General features: G+C 66.3%; 13 protein-coding genes. 7 read left to right on the forward strand and 6 right to left on the reverse strand.

The features are described 5' to 3' along the window. Positions 1-92 precede the first annotated feature (92 nt). A complete protein-coding gene (locus DBV14_RS06680) occupies positions 93-917 on the reverse strand; it encodes a hypothetical protein (RefSeq protein WP_124458417.1) in 825 nt (274 codons plus the stop codon). A gap of 98 nt (positions 918-1,015) precedes the next feature. On the opposite strand from DBV14_RS06680, the gene DBV14_RS06685 reads away from it, so the two are divergent. The 3 genes from DBV14_RS06685 (at position 1,016) to DBV14_RS06695 (ending at position 4,477) form a co-directional block, all read left to right on the forward strand. After that, positions 1,016-1,678, forward strand: a complete 663-nt coding sequence (locus tag DBV14_RS06685) for an ATP-binding cassette domain-containing protein (protein WP_260396848.1) — start codon at positions 1,016-1,018, stop codon at positions 1,676-1,678. 157 nt (positions 1,679-1,835) lie between these two features. Beyond that, entirely contained in the window at positions 1,836-4,073 is a 2,238-nt protein-coding gene (locus tag DBV14_RS06690; RefSeq protein WP_124458418.1) for an NADP-dependent isocitrate dehydrogenase, read from the forward strand. 56 nt (positions 4,074-4,129) lie between these two features. Then, complete coding sequence (locus tag DBV14_RS06695) at positions 4,130-4,477, forward strand: DUF1161 domain-containing protein (RefSeq protein ID WP_124458419.1); 348 nt, start codon at positions 4,130-4,132, stop codon at positions 4,475-4,477. Positions 4,478-4,523: 46 nt separating this feature from the next. Here DBV14_RS06695 and DBV14_RS06700 read toward each other — a convergent pair whose 3' ends face one another. Beyond that, positions 4,524-5,522 carry a response regulator transcription factor gene (locus DBV14_RS06700; protein ID WP_124458420.1) on the reverse strand — a complete coding sequence of 333 codons (999 nt, stop codon included), beginning with the start codon at positions 5,520-5,522 and terminating at the stop codon, positions 4,524-4,526. Positions 5,523-5,690: 168 nt separating this feature from the next. On the opposite strand from DBV14_RS06700, the gene DBV14_RS06705 reads away from it, so the two are divergent. Then, positions 5,691-6,713, forward strand: a complete 1,023-nt coding sequence (locus DBV14_RS06705) for a helix-turn-helix domain-containing protein (protein ID WP_124458421.1) — start codon at positions 5,691-5,693, stop codon at positions 6,711-6,713. A 9-nt stretch (positions 6,714-6,722) separates the two neighbouring features. Here the strand turns inward: DBV14_RS06705 and DBV14_RS06710 are convergent, their stop codons facing one another. Further along, positions 6,723-7,379, reverse strand: a complete 657-nt coding sequence (locus DBV14_RS06710) for a nucleoside 2-deoxyribosyltransferase (protein WP_260396849.1) — start codon at positions 7,377-7,379, stop codon at positions 6,723-6,725. Positions 7,380-7,569: 190 nt separating this feature from the next. On the opposite strand from DBV14_RS06710, the gene DBV14_RS06715 reads away from it, so the two are divergent. Then, complete coding sequence (locus DBV14_RS06715) at positions 7,570-8,334, forward strand: SDR family oxidoreductase (RefSeq protein ID WP_124458422.1); 765 nt, start codon at positions 7,570-7,572, stop codon at positions 8,332-8,334. A 37-nt stretch (positions 8,335-8,371) separates the two neighbouring features. Here the strand turns inward: DBV14_RS06715 and cynS are convergent, their stop codons facing one another. After that, a complete protein-coding gene (gene cynS, locus DBV14_RS06720) occupies positions 8,372-8,815 on the reverse strand; it encodes a cyanase (RefSeq protein WP_124458423.1) in 444 nt (147 codons plus the stop codon). Positions 8,816-9,007: 192 nt separating this feature from the next. Then, the gene (locus DBV14_RS06725; RefSeq protein ID WP_124458424.1) at positions 9,008-9,430 is read right to left on the reverse strand and encodes a nuclear transport factor 2 family protein; all 423 of its coding nucleotides are present in this window, start codon (positions 9,428-9,430) and stop codon (positions 9,008-9,010) included. Positions 9,431-9,517: 87 nt separating this feature from the next. Between DBV14_RS06725 and DBV14_RS06730 the strand changes: the two genes are divergently transcribed. After that, a complete protein-coding gene (locus tag DBV14_RS06730) occupies positions 9,518-10,126 on the forward strand; it encodes a TetR/AcrR family transcriptional regulator (RefSeq protein ID WP_124458425.1) in 609 nt (202 codons plus the stop codon). On the opposite strand, the gene DBV14_RS06735 is transcribed toward DBV14_RS06730, so the two are convergent. Then, positions 10,119-11,780, reverse strand: a complete 1,662-nt coding sequence (locus DBV14_RS06735) for an L-lactate permease (RefSeq protein ID WP_124458426.1) — start codon at positions 11,778-11,780, stop codon at positions 10,119-10,121. The two genes, DBV14_RS06730 and DBV14_RS06735, sit on opposite strands and share 8 nt — an antisense overlap. Positions 11,781-11,899: 119 nt before the next feature. Here DBV14_RS06735 and DBV14_RS06740 point away from each other — a divergent pair, with 119 nt between their 5' ends. Then, positions 11,900-12,790 carry a LysR substrate-binding domain-containing protein gene (locus DBV14_RS06740; RefSeq protein WP_124458427.1) on the forward strand — a complete coding sequence of 297 codons (891 nt, stop codon included), beginning with the start codon at positions 11,900-11,902 and terminating at the stop codon, positions 12,788-12,790. Positions 12,791-12,833: the final 43 nt, after the last annotated feature.

Here is a 12,833-nt window from a genome sequence, read left to right on the forward strand (position 1 = left end):
GGGGAGCACCCGGTGTCAGTCGCACCCGCCCTGAATGACCCCGCTCCCGCTCCCGCTCCCGCTCCCGAACCCGAAACTGAACAAAGCGAAAGCTACCGTTGCAGTCCGCCGCCGCAGAAGTCCACGGCCTTCGGCGAGTCGTTGGTAAAGCTCACGCTCGTGCGTTTGTTCGACGCGGGCCCCGTGTTCGCCGGCCACACACTTTGCAGCCACGTGTAGCGCCACACGTACGGCGCGCCGGCCTTCGACGGCTCGTCGTACGCTATCCGCAAGCTGCCCCGGCTTTCGTCGTGGCAATGCTTCGAGGTTTCGTATTCCTTCTCGCTGAAACAGGCCCGGATCGACTGCGAACACCAGTACGGAATGTCTGAGTACACCGCCTTGATCGGCTTCCCCGGCGGCGTGTCCAACGGCACGAAATCGGCCGTCACGTACGACGCACCTCCACCCGAATAGCTCTCGGACTCCTGCAACGTCACCGCCACCGCCCAGCGCCCCTCGGACAACGGATACAGCGCCGCCGCGAGGGAGAAATTGGCTTCGGGATCGTCGCTCTTGCGCTCCCGCTGCAACGCCGCCGCATAGCTTGAAAAATCGTGCAGGCGCTCCAGTTGCCAGGCGTTGGTGGCGGGGTTGCGCTTCAGCCAGGCCATGGCCAGTGGCTTCTCTGAAAGGACCACGTAGTCGTCGGCCGCACCACCACCGCGCGGGCGATGCAGCTTCAGCGCCCGAGCGTCGCAGGGCTGGGGCAGCAAGGCGCACAGGTGGGCACGCCACTCGGCGTCGATGGCCTCCGGCGTCTTGACCGCGACAAAGACCTGCGCGGCCGGCGCCGCGGCCCACGCAGCGGCGGGGGCCACGAGCCCCATGATGGCGAGCGCGGTGCCGACGCTGGCGGCGATGGCGATTTTTTTCATGAGCGCATCGTAGCGATGCCGCTGCCGTTCACCATTTTTGCCACCTGCCATTCGCCATTCGCGTCCACCCGATGCGGTAAAACCGGCGCCTGAACACGATGACGATGACAACGACCGCCTCCCCTCCCCCCATCCTCCAGATCCAGGACCTCGGCTTTGCCTACCCCGGACAGCCGCCCATTGCCTCGGGCTGGAACGCTTCCATCGGCCCCGGCGTCACGCTGCTTTACGGCGACACCGGCACCGGAAAATCGGCGCTGCTCCAGGTCATGGCCGGGCTGCTGCCCGCCACGGGTGGCCGCTTGACGGTCGCTGGCGCAAGCCTCGACCGCGCGCCCGAGGCGTACCGCAAGAACATGTTCTTCGTCGACCCGGCCACGGAACAATTCCACCAGGTCACGCCCCGGGAATGCACGGCCACGCTGACCCGGGGCGACCCGCATTTCAGCGAAGAAAAATGGCAGGCCCTGGTCGAAGGCTTTGCGCTGGCGCCGCACCTCGACAAGAAGATGTTCATGCTTTCGACGGGCTCCAAACGCAAGGTCTGGATGGCGGCCGGGCTGGCCTCGGGGCGACCGTTGATCCTGCTCGACGAGCCCACGGCCGGGCTCGATGCCCCGTCGACCCGCTGCCTGTGGGCCACGCTTGCGGGCATTTCGGCGCAGGCCACGCAGCCGGCGCAGGCCGTGCTGGTCGCCAGCGCCGCGCGCATCGATACGGTGCCGCTGGCCGCCTCGATCGAGCTGCCGTTTTCTCGTTGATTTCTCATTGATTTCTCATTGACACAGGCCGCCGCGGGGTGATCGGGCCAGAAATTGGCGTCCCCTCCGCGCGCCCGGCGACAATCGGCAGTTCCGGCGGTCAGATCCCGCCTGAACTCCCTGCCACCCGATCACACAGCCTTACGGAAGCAAGCGCATGAGCACGAAGCAACCCACCATCGTCTACACCCTGACCGACGAGGCGCCCCTGCTGGCGACCTACGCGTTCCTGCCCATCGTGCGCGCCTTCACGGCCCCGGCCGGCATCAACGTGACCACGAGCGACATTTCGGTCGCGGCCCGCATCCTGGGCGAATTTCCCGAGGTCCTGAGCGACGCGCAGAAGGTGCCCGACAACCTGGCCGAACTGGGCAAGCTCACGCTCCAGCCCGACGCCAACATCATCAAGCTGCCGAACATCAGCGCCTCGGTGTCGCAGCTCAAGTCGGCCATCAAGGAACTGCAGGGCAAGGGCTACAAGATTCCCGACTACCCCGAAAACCCGACCACGGACGAAGACAAGGACATCCGCGCCCGCTACAACAAGTGCACCGGCAGCGCGGTGAACCCCGTGCTGCGCGAAGGCAACTCCGACCGCCGCGCGCCCAAGGCCGTGAAAGAGTACGCCCGCAAGAACCCGCACAGCATGGCCGACTGGAGCCAGGCCTCGCGCTCGCACGTCTCGCACATGCACGGCGGCGACTTCTATCACGGCGAAAAGTCCATGACGCTGGACCGCGCGCGCAACGTCAAGATGGAGCTGATCACCAAGAGCGGCAAGACCGTCGTGCTCAAGTCCAAGGTCGCGCTGCTGGACCGCGAAGTCATCGACTCCATGTTCATGAGCAAGAAGGCCCTCTTGGCCTTCTATGAAAAGGAGATCGAGGACGCGCACAAGACCGGCGTCATGTTCTCGCTGCACGTGAAGGCCACCATGATGAAGGTCTCGCACCCCATCGTGTTCGGCCACTGCGTGAAGATCTTCTACAAGGAAGCTTTCGAGAAACACGGCAAGCTGTTCGACGAGCTGGGCATCAACGTCAACAACGGCATGGTCGACCTGTACAACAAGATCGCCACGCTGCCGCAAAGCACGCAGGACGAGATCAAGCGCGACCTGCACGCCTGCCACGAGAACCGCCCTGAGCTGGCCATGGTCGACTCGGCCAAGGGCATCACCAACTTCCATTCGCCCAACGACGTGATCGTTGATGCGTCCATGCCCGCGATGATCCGCAACGGCGGCAAGATGTGGGGCGCCGACGGCCGCCTGAAGGACGTCAAGGCCGTGATGCCCGAGTCGACCTTCGCCCGCATCTACCAGGAGATCATCAACTTCTGCAAGTGGCACGGCGCCTTCGACCCCAAGACCATGGGCACCGTGCCCAACGTCGGCCTCATGGCCCAGAAGGCCGAAGAATACGGTTCGCACGACAAGACCTTCGAGATCCCTGAAGACGGCGTTGCCAACATCACCGACCTGGACACCGGCGAAGTGCTGATGAGCGAAGACGTGGAGCAGGGCGACATCTGGCGCATGTGCCAGGTCAAGGACGCCGCGATCCGCGACTGGGTCAAGCTGGCCGTCACGCGTGCGCGCAACTCCGGCATGCCGGTGGTGTTCTGGCTCGACGCCTACCGCCCGCACGAAGCGCAGCTGATCACCAAGGTCAAGATGTACCTGCACGAGCACAACACCTCGGGCCTGGACATCCAGATCATGAGTCAGGTGCGCGCCATGCGCTACACGCTGGAGCGCGTCGTGCGCGGCCTGGACACCATCAGCGCCACCGGCAACATCCTGCGCGACTACCTGACCGACCTGTTCCCCATCATGGAACTGGGCACCTCGGCCAAGATGCTGTCGATCGTGCCGCTGATGGCCGGCGGCGGCCTGTACGAAACCGGCGCGGGCGGCTCGGCCCCCAAGCACGTGCAGCAGCTGGTCGAAGAAAACCACCTGCGCTGGGATTCGCTGGGCGAATTCCTCGCGCTGGCCGTGAGCCTGGAAGACCTGGGCCTGAAGACCGGCAACGCGCAAGCCAAGATCCTGGCCAGGACGCTCGACACCGCCACCGGCAAGCTGCTGGACAACAACAAGAACCCGTCGCCCAAGACGGGTCAGCTGGACAACCGCGGCAGCCAGTTCTACCTGGCCATGTACTGGGCGCAAGAGCTGGCCGCGCAGACCGAAGACACGGCGCTGCAGTCCAAGTTCAAGAAGCTGGCCGAATCGCTGTCCACCAACGAGAAGAAGATCGTCGACGAACTCGCGGCCGTGCAGGGCAAGCCGGTCGACATCGGCGGCTACTACTTGGCCGACCCGGCCAAGTTCGAGGCGGTGATGCGCCCGAGCACGACGCTGAACGCGGCGCTGGCATCGGCCCAGGGTTGATGCAAAAGGAAGGGGCTGCGCAGGCAGCCCCTTTTTTGTTTGAAAGGCAGGCCACCATGAAGCACACGCATGGGTTGTTGATTGCCATTGCGCTGGCCGCCTTCGCCGGCGCGTCCCACGGCGCCGAGAACTGCGAAGAGCTTCGCGCCCGTATCGAATCGAGCATTGCGGCAGCCGGCGCAACGCGCTTTGCCGTGACCGTGGTCGATGCCAACGCATCGGCGAACGGCCAGGTGGTGGGCAGCTGCGATCTCGGCAGCAAGAAGGTCATGTACGAGCGCGACGTCGGCCCCGGGCCAGTCCCTGCCGCCGCGCCATCTGTGCCACGCCGTCCAGCGGGCGAGCCGATCCTGACCGAGTGCAAGGACGGCACCGTGTCCGTCGGCGGCGACTGCAAGAAGTAGCAGCAGCAGCAACAGCAGTACGGGTACGCAAGCAGGTAACCAACGCCTACGCGCTGCCCGCTGCGGTTTCCTGGTCCAGAAGCCCTCTCTGCATGCCCTCGCGGACCGCCTGGGCGCGCGACTTGACGGCCAGCTTGCGGTAGATGTTCTTCACCTGGGTATCGACCGTGTGAAGCGATCGATGGCTGGTTTCGGCAATCTGCCGGTTGCTCAGGCCCTGCGACACCATCCGCAGCACTTTGCGCTCGCGTGGCGACAGCAGTGCCTGCGACCGGTCGGGCCCGGCCGGCGACGACGCCTTGCGCGTGCGCACCGCCTTGATGACGACCGGCGCGGGCTTCGGCTTTTCGGGCGCGATCTTCGAGCCCAGGATCTGCCGCGCGAGCCGCGACGCCATGGCGATCTCGCCCTGCGCAATGCAGCGCATCAGCGACGCCAGTTCGCCTTCGTTCGCCTCGCTGAAAAGCAGGCTGATGGCGCTCGCGGCCGCGGCGGAATCCGCCAGCGCGTCAGGCTCGCCGGCGGTCCACTCCACCGGCTCTTCGGGCGGCGCGCAAGTGCCTGGCCGCGACGTCGCGATGTGCTCGGCCAGCAGGCGGTCTTCGGTGGCCGCGCGGGTGGATTCGGGGAGCGAAATCCAGCGCTGCGGGCCGGTGGCCGTGCGGGCCGCCCTGAAGCGCCCGCCCCGCGTCGCGATGGTGTTGTTCTTGCGAAAGGGCTGGGCCTTCATCAACGCCGGAAAGAGCGGTGTCCTGGAGCGGACCGAACGGCCGCCCCCCTCCTGCGTCGTTGTGCCTTGCGCGGATTGCTTCCACGCCAGCACGCACATCTGGTCGACCCAGCGCGAGCGCTCGCGGATTGCCACGATGCGGGCCCGCGCACCCCAGCGCTTGACGCTCAGGCTACGGCCCAGGATCTTGCCCTGCCCCAGGATGCTCCGGGCCAGCCAGCGCATGGGTCGTCCGCCCAGCGCCGGTTGGCTTGCCGTGCCGGTCCTGCGGCTGCCCAGCCTGACGGCGCCTCGCTTGATTTTTCCTCGGGACATGTGTTTCGGCGTTCGCTCAAGAAAGGCGTGAGGTTGCTTCCTCACCCGAAACAGGCTTGACCGTGCGTCTCAGTTCTTGCGAGAATCCCGCCAAAATCATGCATTTTTTGGCACTTTTGTCGTATTTGTAGGTTTTTTCGGCCTTGCGGCCAGACTCCCACATCCTTGATGAGCCTGCGCGACCTCGCAACCGGTGTCCGTTCGACGCTCCAGAACGGCCTGCCCCACAGCCACTTCAGCGTGCAGGCAGAACCGCCGCAGCGGCAACTGCTGGCCTGGCGGGAGCGGGTGGGCCACGTGATCGACGTGCTGCCCTCCGTGGCCGATACCGAGCGGCCTTTCAGTGCAGCCATCGACCGCTACGAGGTCGGCGACATCGTCTTCACCGACTGCCGCAGCGACGCGATGCTGCTCGAGCGCTCGCTCGCCCGCATCTCGACCGACACGGTGCGCAACTACGCGTTCCACGTGTTCCCGGAAGGCGACGTCGAAGACATCACGCTGCGGCACGCCACCACCATGCCGAGCAAATCCGCGTCGACAGGCGCGGTGAAGTTTCTGGCGCTCGACATGGGCCAGCCGGTGCGCATGCGGCGCAATGCCTGCCGCGTGCTGACCTTCTTCGTGCCGGGCGCGCTGGTGGAACAGATCTTTCCCGACCCCGAAGCCATTCACGGCCGCACGATGCACGGCGACACGCCGATCTCCAGGCTGGCGATGGCGCACGTTGCCGCGCTGGGCCAGGACATCGCGAACCTGAGCGCCCCGGCGGCGCAGGGCGCCGTGCGCGCGGGGGCGCAACTGCTGATCGCGGGCTTCGGCAAGCAGGCCCGCCTGAGCGGCGGTGCGCGTGCAGCCGCAAGGGCCGCCATGTTCGGCCAGGTGCGGCGCTACGTGCAGGCCAACCTGCACCGCGCCGAGCTGTCGCCCGAGAGCGTGCTGACAGCCCTGCGAATGCCCCGCCCGACGCTGTACCGCATGTTCCAGCACGAAGGCGGCCTGGGCGCGTACATCCGCCACCTGCGGCTGCGGCACGCGGCCGACGACCTGGTGCGGTATCCGCACCTGATGGTGACCGACGTGGCGTACGGCGTGGGGTTCAAGAGCCCGTCGGATTTCACGCGAGCGTTCCGGCGGGCATATGGCGTTTCGCCGCTGGAGTTCAGGGCTTCGTCGGGCAAGGCCACCTGAGCTGCGCCTTCATGCGCCGCCACGTTGCCGGGTTGACGCGAGCAGCCCGGCCATCTTGCGCAACGCGGCCTCCGGTGTCGGCTCGATGTGGATCGAACAGGCCAGCATGAGGTTCAGCGGCTGGCCGAAATCTTCGACGGCGATGTTGCTGCCGACTTCGCGCAGCACGCCGCTTGCGTCTGGCGCGCATTGCAGCAAGGCCCGCGCACGGTCTGCGTAGCTACCGGCGGGCACGCCATAAGCCACGACGGGGATTCCCAGCGCCACGGCCGCGCCCACCTCGAACACGGTGCCCGAATCGGGCTCCAAGCCCCTGAAGGGCGCAAGGTTTGCCACGACACCGTCGGCCCCTCGAAGGCGCTGCATGTTGGCTTCGTAGATCTGTTTCTCGGGCGCTTCTTCGGAGGCCTGCCTGTCGTTGCCATCGGCCGGCAGCAGCGCCGCGAGGCCCAAGGCATCGCACACGGCCGCGAGCTTCACGAAGTGCGCCCTGGCATCCGGACGAAAGACATCCGGCCCCGCGAGATAGATCCGCGGACGTGCCGGAGTTTCAGGCGTTTCGTCCATCGCACGAGCATCGTCCATTCGCGCGCGCGGCTCAACGCATCGCGGCCACAAACGCAACGATCGGCAACAGAACATGCCGCGTTCTGCCGTTGCCTGCATGTAGAACTTGTTGTTGCAGTGCAGCTGGCCCGACCCATCGGCCACGGGCGTTTGCATCGCGTTCTCGCAGGATCAGGCAAGAACCGCGTTCGATCCGGATACCGCCCCAGCCCCCTGCGGCGCGAGACTTCTCTCCATGCCCGGCGCAGCCCTTGCGCCATGGTTCACCGACCTGCACGAGGAGTTTTGTATGAATGCAATCAAGGAAACAGTCGTCCTCATCACCGGCGCAAGCAGCGGTATCGGCGAAGCGACCGCGCGGCTCCTAGCGCGGCGTGGTGCCAGCGTGGTGCTCGGCGCGCGGCGCACCGACCGGCTCGAAGCGCTCGCGGCCGAAATCAACGCCACGGGCGGCTCGGCGAGCTTCCAGCGCCTGGACGTGACACACCGCCCCGACATGGAAGCCTTTGCCGAGTTCGCGCTCGAGTCGCACGGCCACATCGACGTGCTGGTCAACGCCGCGGGCGTGATGCCGATGTCGCCGCTGTGGAACCGCAAGATCGAAGAGTGGGAGCTCATGATCGACGTCAACCTGCGCGGCGTGCTGCTCGGCATTGCGGCGGTGCTGCCGGCGATGCAGGAGCAGGGCTGGGGCCACATCGTCAATGTGGCGCCGGTGGCCGCTCAGGGCCTGTCGGCGGATTCGGCCGTGTACCACGGCACGCAGTACGCGGTGAACGCGATCTCCGAAGGGCTGCGGCAGGAGCACGAAGGCCGCCTGCACGTGACGGTGGTGAGCCCCGACGTGGCCGCCCCCGGCGACCCGCTGGCCGAGCGCATTGCCGCGAGCTACCACTTCGAGCGCATGCGCTCGCGGCGCCGCCTTGCCGAGCCGACCGATGCCGTGGCGCGTTCGATTGCGGGTGCGATCGAGGGGTATGGCATCGCGACGCTGATGCGGTCCGCGGTGACGCCGCCGAGATCGAGGCCGCAGCCCATCGCGCACGCGTGGTGATCGATGGCGGCGGCGCGCCCCGTGCGGGGCTGCGCCGTCAGTAGCTCTTGTACGGCAGGAACTTGCCCGACAGCACCACGTTGACGCGGTCGCCCTTCGGGTCGGGCTGGCGCTGGATGTCCATGCTGAAGTCGATGGCGCTCATGATGCCGTCGCCGAATTCTTCGTGGATCAGCTCCTTGATGGTGGTGCCGTACACGCTCACCACCTCGTACCAGCGGTAGATGAGCGGATCGGTCGGCACCGGTGTGGGCAGCGAGCCCTTGTAGGGCACCACCTGCAGCCACTTCTGCTCTTCCGGCGTGAGGCCGAAGATCTTGCCGATGGCCTTGGCCTGCTTGGCATCGAGCGTCATCTGGCCGAGGCAGGCCGCGGTGGTCCACTCTTTAGAAAGGCCGACTTTTTTGGCCACGTCGGCCCACTGGATGCCCTTGGACACCTTCACGGTGATGATCTTCTCGGTGACGTCGTTGCGGTTCATGCGATCTCCTGTTTGAACATGGAGGGGAAAGCAACAGCTGTGCCCAAGGACTTGCTCCCTCCCCTTCCGGGGGAGGGTTGGGGTGGGGGCCAGCGGCGCATCAGACACCGCTGCTTTGCAAAGGCCGCTTGCCCCCATCCCCGCCTTCCCCCGGGAGGGGAAGGAGCAAGACCACAAGACAGCAAGGCCGGGTCAGCGCGCCCAATGAAACTTGCGCTCGCTCTCCTTGATCGGCTGGTCGTTGATGCTCGCAAAGCGCTTGCGCATCAACCCGTTCTCCGCAAACTCCCAGTTCTCGTTGCCATGGCTGCGAAACCACTGGCCCGCGTCGTCGTGCCACTCGTACTCGAAGCGCACGGCAATGCGGTTGTCCATGAAGGCCCACAGCTCCTTCTTCAGCCGGTAGTCGAGCTCGCGCACCCACTTGCGCGACAGGAACTCGACCACCTGCTCCCTGCCATTGACGAAGTCCGCGCGGTTGCGCCATTCGGTGTCGGGCGTATAGGCCAGGCTCACGCGCACGGGGTCGCGCGTGTTCCAGGCGTCTTCGGCGGCCTGGACTTTCTGGCGGGCGGATTCGAGGGTGAAGGGCGGCAGCGGCGGGCGGGATTCCATGGCGGGCTTTCAGAAAAAAAATGAAGTGACGAAGGCCCGCAATGTGCCACGAGTAGACAGACCTGTCTACATGCCTACAATTGCCGCATGGACATCTCCGCACTGCCCGCGCGCGAGCGCATCCTGCTCACCGCGCACGACCTCTTCTATGCCGACGGCGTCCGCGCCACCGGCATCGACCGCGTGATTGCCGCGTCGGGCGTCACCAAGGTCACCTTCTACCGGCACTTCCCGTCGAAGGACGACCTGGTGCGCGCCTTTCTCGACCACCGGCACGGCGTGTGGATGGCGTGGTTCGTCGATGCATTGGGCCGCCGCGGCGCGCACGAGCGCGAGCGCGGCGGCGACGCCGGCGCATTGCTGCTGCTCGCCGACGTGATGGCCGAGTGGTTCGCCGACCCGGCGTTTCGCGGCTGCGCCTTCATCAACTCGACCGCCGAGGTGGGCGCGAGCGTGCAAGGCGCGGCGCAACGGGCGCGCGAACACAAGCGCGAGATGGTGGAAGTCATCGCCGGCCTGCTGCCCGCCGCGGCACCTGAACGCATGGCGCTGGCGCAGGCTGCCGCGCTCGGTGTCGACGGCGCCATCGTCAAGGCGCAGATGGGCGATGCGGCGCTGGCGCGCGAAGCCGTCGACAACCTGCGCCGGCTGCTTCAGGCGCTGGTGCGCGCCAGCAGTCCCGCGGTCACTACTTGACGACCATCAGCGTGAACGGCCATACATAGGCCTGCAAGGTCACGTACAGGCCCACCAGGCAGGCCAGTGCGATCGAGTGAAAGAACACGTAGCGCAGGATCTCGCCTTCGTGGTTGAACCAGCGCGTGGCGGTGGAGGCCACCACGATCGACTGCGCATCGATCATCTTGCCCATCACGCCGCCCGAGCTGTTGGCCGCGCCCATCAGGTTGGGGCTCAGGCCGAGCTGGTCGGCCGCCACCTTCTGCATGCCGCCGAACAGCACGTTCGATGCGGTGTCGGAGCCCGTGAGCGCCACGCCCAGCCAGCCCATCAGCGTGCCGAAGAAGGGATAGAACATGCCGGTGTTCGCAAAGGCCAGGCCCAGCGTGGTGTCCAACCCCGAGTAGCGCGTGAGCGTGCCGAGGGCAAGCATCAGCATGATGGTGAGCAGCGAGAACTTCACCAGCCACAGCGTGCGGCCATACGCCGCCACGAGCTGCACCGGGTTGTACTTCATGACCAGCCCGCCGACGAGAGCCGCCACCAGGATGCCGGTGCCCGTGGCCGAGAGCAGCAGCAACTGGTACACCGCGCCCTCCTTCGTGGGCTTGGGCACCACCGGCGCCACCTTCTCGATCATGTTGTGCAGCCCGTCGATGGGAAAGTTGGGCGCGAAGATGCCGTTGAGAAAAGTCTTGAACTGCGGCAGCCCCCAGATGAACACGACCACGGTGAGGATGAGCCACGGCGTCCACGCGCGCATCACATCGGCGCTCGAATGCCTGGCGGGCGCAGCCGCCGGGACGGCATTGCCACCGTCTGTCTCGTGGCCCTTGAGCGAGACCGAGGTCCAGATGGTGCGGGGCCGCCACACCCGCAGGAACAGCACCAGGCACACCATCGAGACGATGGCCGCGATGATGTCGACCAGCTCGGGCCCGATGTAGTTCGACACCAGGAACTGCGGAATGGCAAAGGACAGGCCCGTCACCAGGATGGCCGGCCACACCTCCATCATTCCCTTGCGCCCGGCAAAGGCCCAGATGAGCCAGAACGGCACCAGCAGCGAGAAGAACGGCAGTTGCCGCCCGATCATCGCGGTGACGGCCATCAGGTCGTAGCCATGCACCTTGGCCAGCGTGATCACCGGCGTGCCCAGCGCGCCGAAGGCCACCGGCGCGGTGTTCGCGATGAGCGACAACCCCGATGCGGCCAGCGGCGAGAAGCCCAGTCCGATGAGGATGGCGGCCGTTACCGCCACCGGCGTGCCAAAGCCCGCCGCCCCCTCGAAGAAGGCACCGAAGGCAAAGGCGATCAGCAGCAGCTGCAGGCGCCGGTCTTCGGTGATGCCCGCGATGGAGTCCTGCAATATCTGGAAGCTGCCGTTCTGCTGCGTGAGCTGCTGCAGGAAGATGATGTTCAGCACGATCCAGCCGATGGGCAGCAGGCCCGTGATGCCCCCCAGAAACGCCGCCTTGCCCGCCATCTCGGCCGGCATGCCGAACGCGAACACCGCGATGACCACCGCACTCAGCAGGCCCGCCCCCGCTGCATAGTGGGCCTTGACGTGAAAGAGCCCCAGGCACGTCAACATCACCACCACCGGTATCGCGGCCAGCGCCGTCGATACCACCATGTTGCCGAACGGGTTGTATACCTGTTGCCAGACCATGCGCCGTCTCCTCTTTGTTGGAATCTTTTTGAGTCGGCGGCATGAGGCGATCCGGATTCCGCCACGAGCAACCGAGAGCGTTCGATACCATCCTACCCCGCTCTCTTCCGCAACAAAAGATGGTTTCTTCTTCAACGCGACTCCCCTCGACCCAGGGCCTGCAGGCCTTCGAGGCGCTCGCGCGGCTGCGCAGTGTGAACCTTGCGGCCGAAGAGCTCAGCGTGACGCCCAGCGCGGTCAGCCATCGCATCCGCCAGCTCGAACTGCTGCTGGGCATCAAACTCTTCACGGGGAGCGTTTTCAACCTCAGCGCCGATGGCGTGGCCTACCTGGCCCGCGTGCGCGAGGCCATTGCGGCGCTGCAGCAAGTGCCCGGCCGCGAGCCCGAGTCGCAGGTGCGGCGCCTGCGCGTGGCGGTCACGCCGACCTTCTCGCGCCAGATGCTGTTGCCGCGGCTGGCGCGCTTTCGCGATGCCTATCCGAACATCGAGCTGATGCTGCAGGTGACCACGCCGGTGCGCAACATGACGGTGGAAGAGGCCGACCTGGAACTGCGCTTCGGCACCGGGCCGTTTCATGACCGCGAGTTCGTGCAGTTGCTGGCCGACGACGTGTCGCCGGTGTGCAGCCCGGCCTACCGCGACCGCCACGGCCCCTTCGACGACTTTGCGACCGACGCCGAGGTGGCACGCGCGCAGTTGCTGCGCACGCCGCTCGAGGCCTGGCGCACGTGGTTCAAGGCGTGCGGCATCGGACTGCCGGAGCCTGCCACGGGGCACCAGTTCAACGACCTGGGGTTGGCGCTGGATGCGGCGGCGGAAGACTTCGGGGTGGTGCTGATGCACCTGCGGCTGGGCAGCGCGTGGCTCGACAACGGTCGGCTGGTGCGGCTGTCGGCGCGCAGCGTGCCGTCGCCCAACGCCTACTTTCTGTGCTGGCGGCCGGGGGCGATGGAGCGCTGGGAGTGCGCGACCTTTGTCGAGTGGCTGCGGCAGGCGTTGCGCGACTGATCTTTTTTGTCGCAGCTGTCTGGTTCATTCGGGGCGACGCTCA

Origin of the sequence: Variovorax sp. KBW07 (genome assembly GCF_003852515.1) — a bacterium.
Lineage (GTDB): Bacteria > Pseudomonadota > Gammaproteobacteria > Burkholderiales > Burkholderiaceae_C > Variovorax.

Coding starts and splice junctions, on each gene's coding strand:
- DBV14_RS06680 (WP_124458417.1), bottom strand. CDS start 917: ATGAAAAAAATCGCCATCGCCGCCAGCGTCGGCACCGCGCTCGCCATC.
- DBV14_RS06690 (WP_124458418.1), top strand. CDS start 1,836: ATGAGCACGAAGCAACCCACCATCGTCTACACCCTGACCGACGAGGCG.
- DBV14_RS06710 (WP_260396849.1), bottom strand. CDS start 7,379: ATGCAGGCAACGGCAGAACGCGGCATGTTCTGTTGCCGATCGTTGCGT.
- DBV14_RS06695 (WP_124458419.1), top strand. CDS start 4,130: ATGAAGCACACGCATGGGTTGTTGATTGCCATTGCGCTGGCCGCCTTC.
- DBV14_RS06700 (WP_124458420.1), bottom strand. CDS start 5,522: ATGTCCCGAGGAAAAATCAAGCGAGGCGCCGTCAGGCTGGGCAGCCGC.
- DBV14_RS06715 (WP_124458422.1), top strand. CDS start 7,570: ATGAATGCAATCAAGGAAACAGTCGTCCTCATCACCGGCGCAAGCAGC.
- DBV14_RS06730 (WP_124458425.1), top strand. CDS start 9,518: ATGGACATCTCCGCACTGCCCGCGCGCGAGCGCATCCTGCTCACCGCG.
- DBV14_RS06740 (WP_124458427.1), top strand. CDS start 11,900: ATGGTTTCTTCTTCAACGCGACTCCCCTCGACCCAGGGCCTGCAGGCC.
- DBV14_RS06705 (WP_124458421.1), top strand. CDS start 5,691: ATGAGCCTGCGCGACCTCGCAACCGGTGTCCGTTCGACGCTCCAGAAC.
- DBV14_RS06735 (WP_124458426.1), bottom strand. CDS start 11,780: ATGGTCTGGCAACAGGTATACAACCCGTTCGGCAACATGGTGGTATCG.
- DBV14_RS06725 (WP_124458424.1), bottom strand. CDS start 9,430: ATGGAATCCCGCCCGCCGCTGCCGCCCTTCACCCTCGAATCCGCCCGC.
- DBV14_RS06685 (WP_260396848.1), top strand. CDS start 1,016: ATGACGATGACAACGACCGCCTCCCCTCCCCCCATCCTCCAGATCCAG.
- cynS (WP_124458423.1), bottom strand. CDS start 8,815: ATGAACCGCAACGACGTCACCGAGAAGATCATCACCGTGAAGGTGTCC.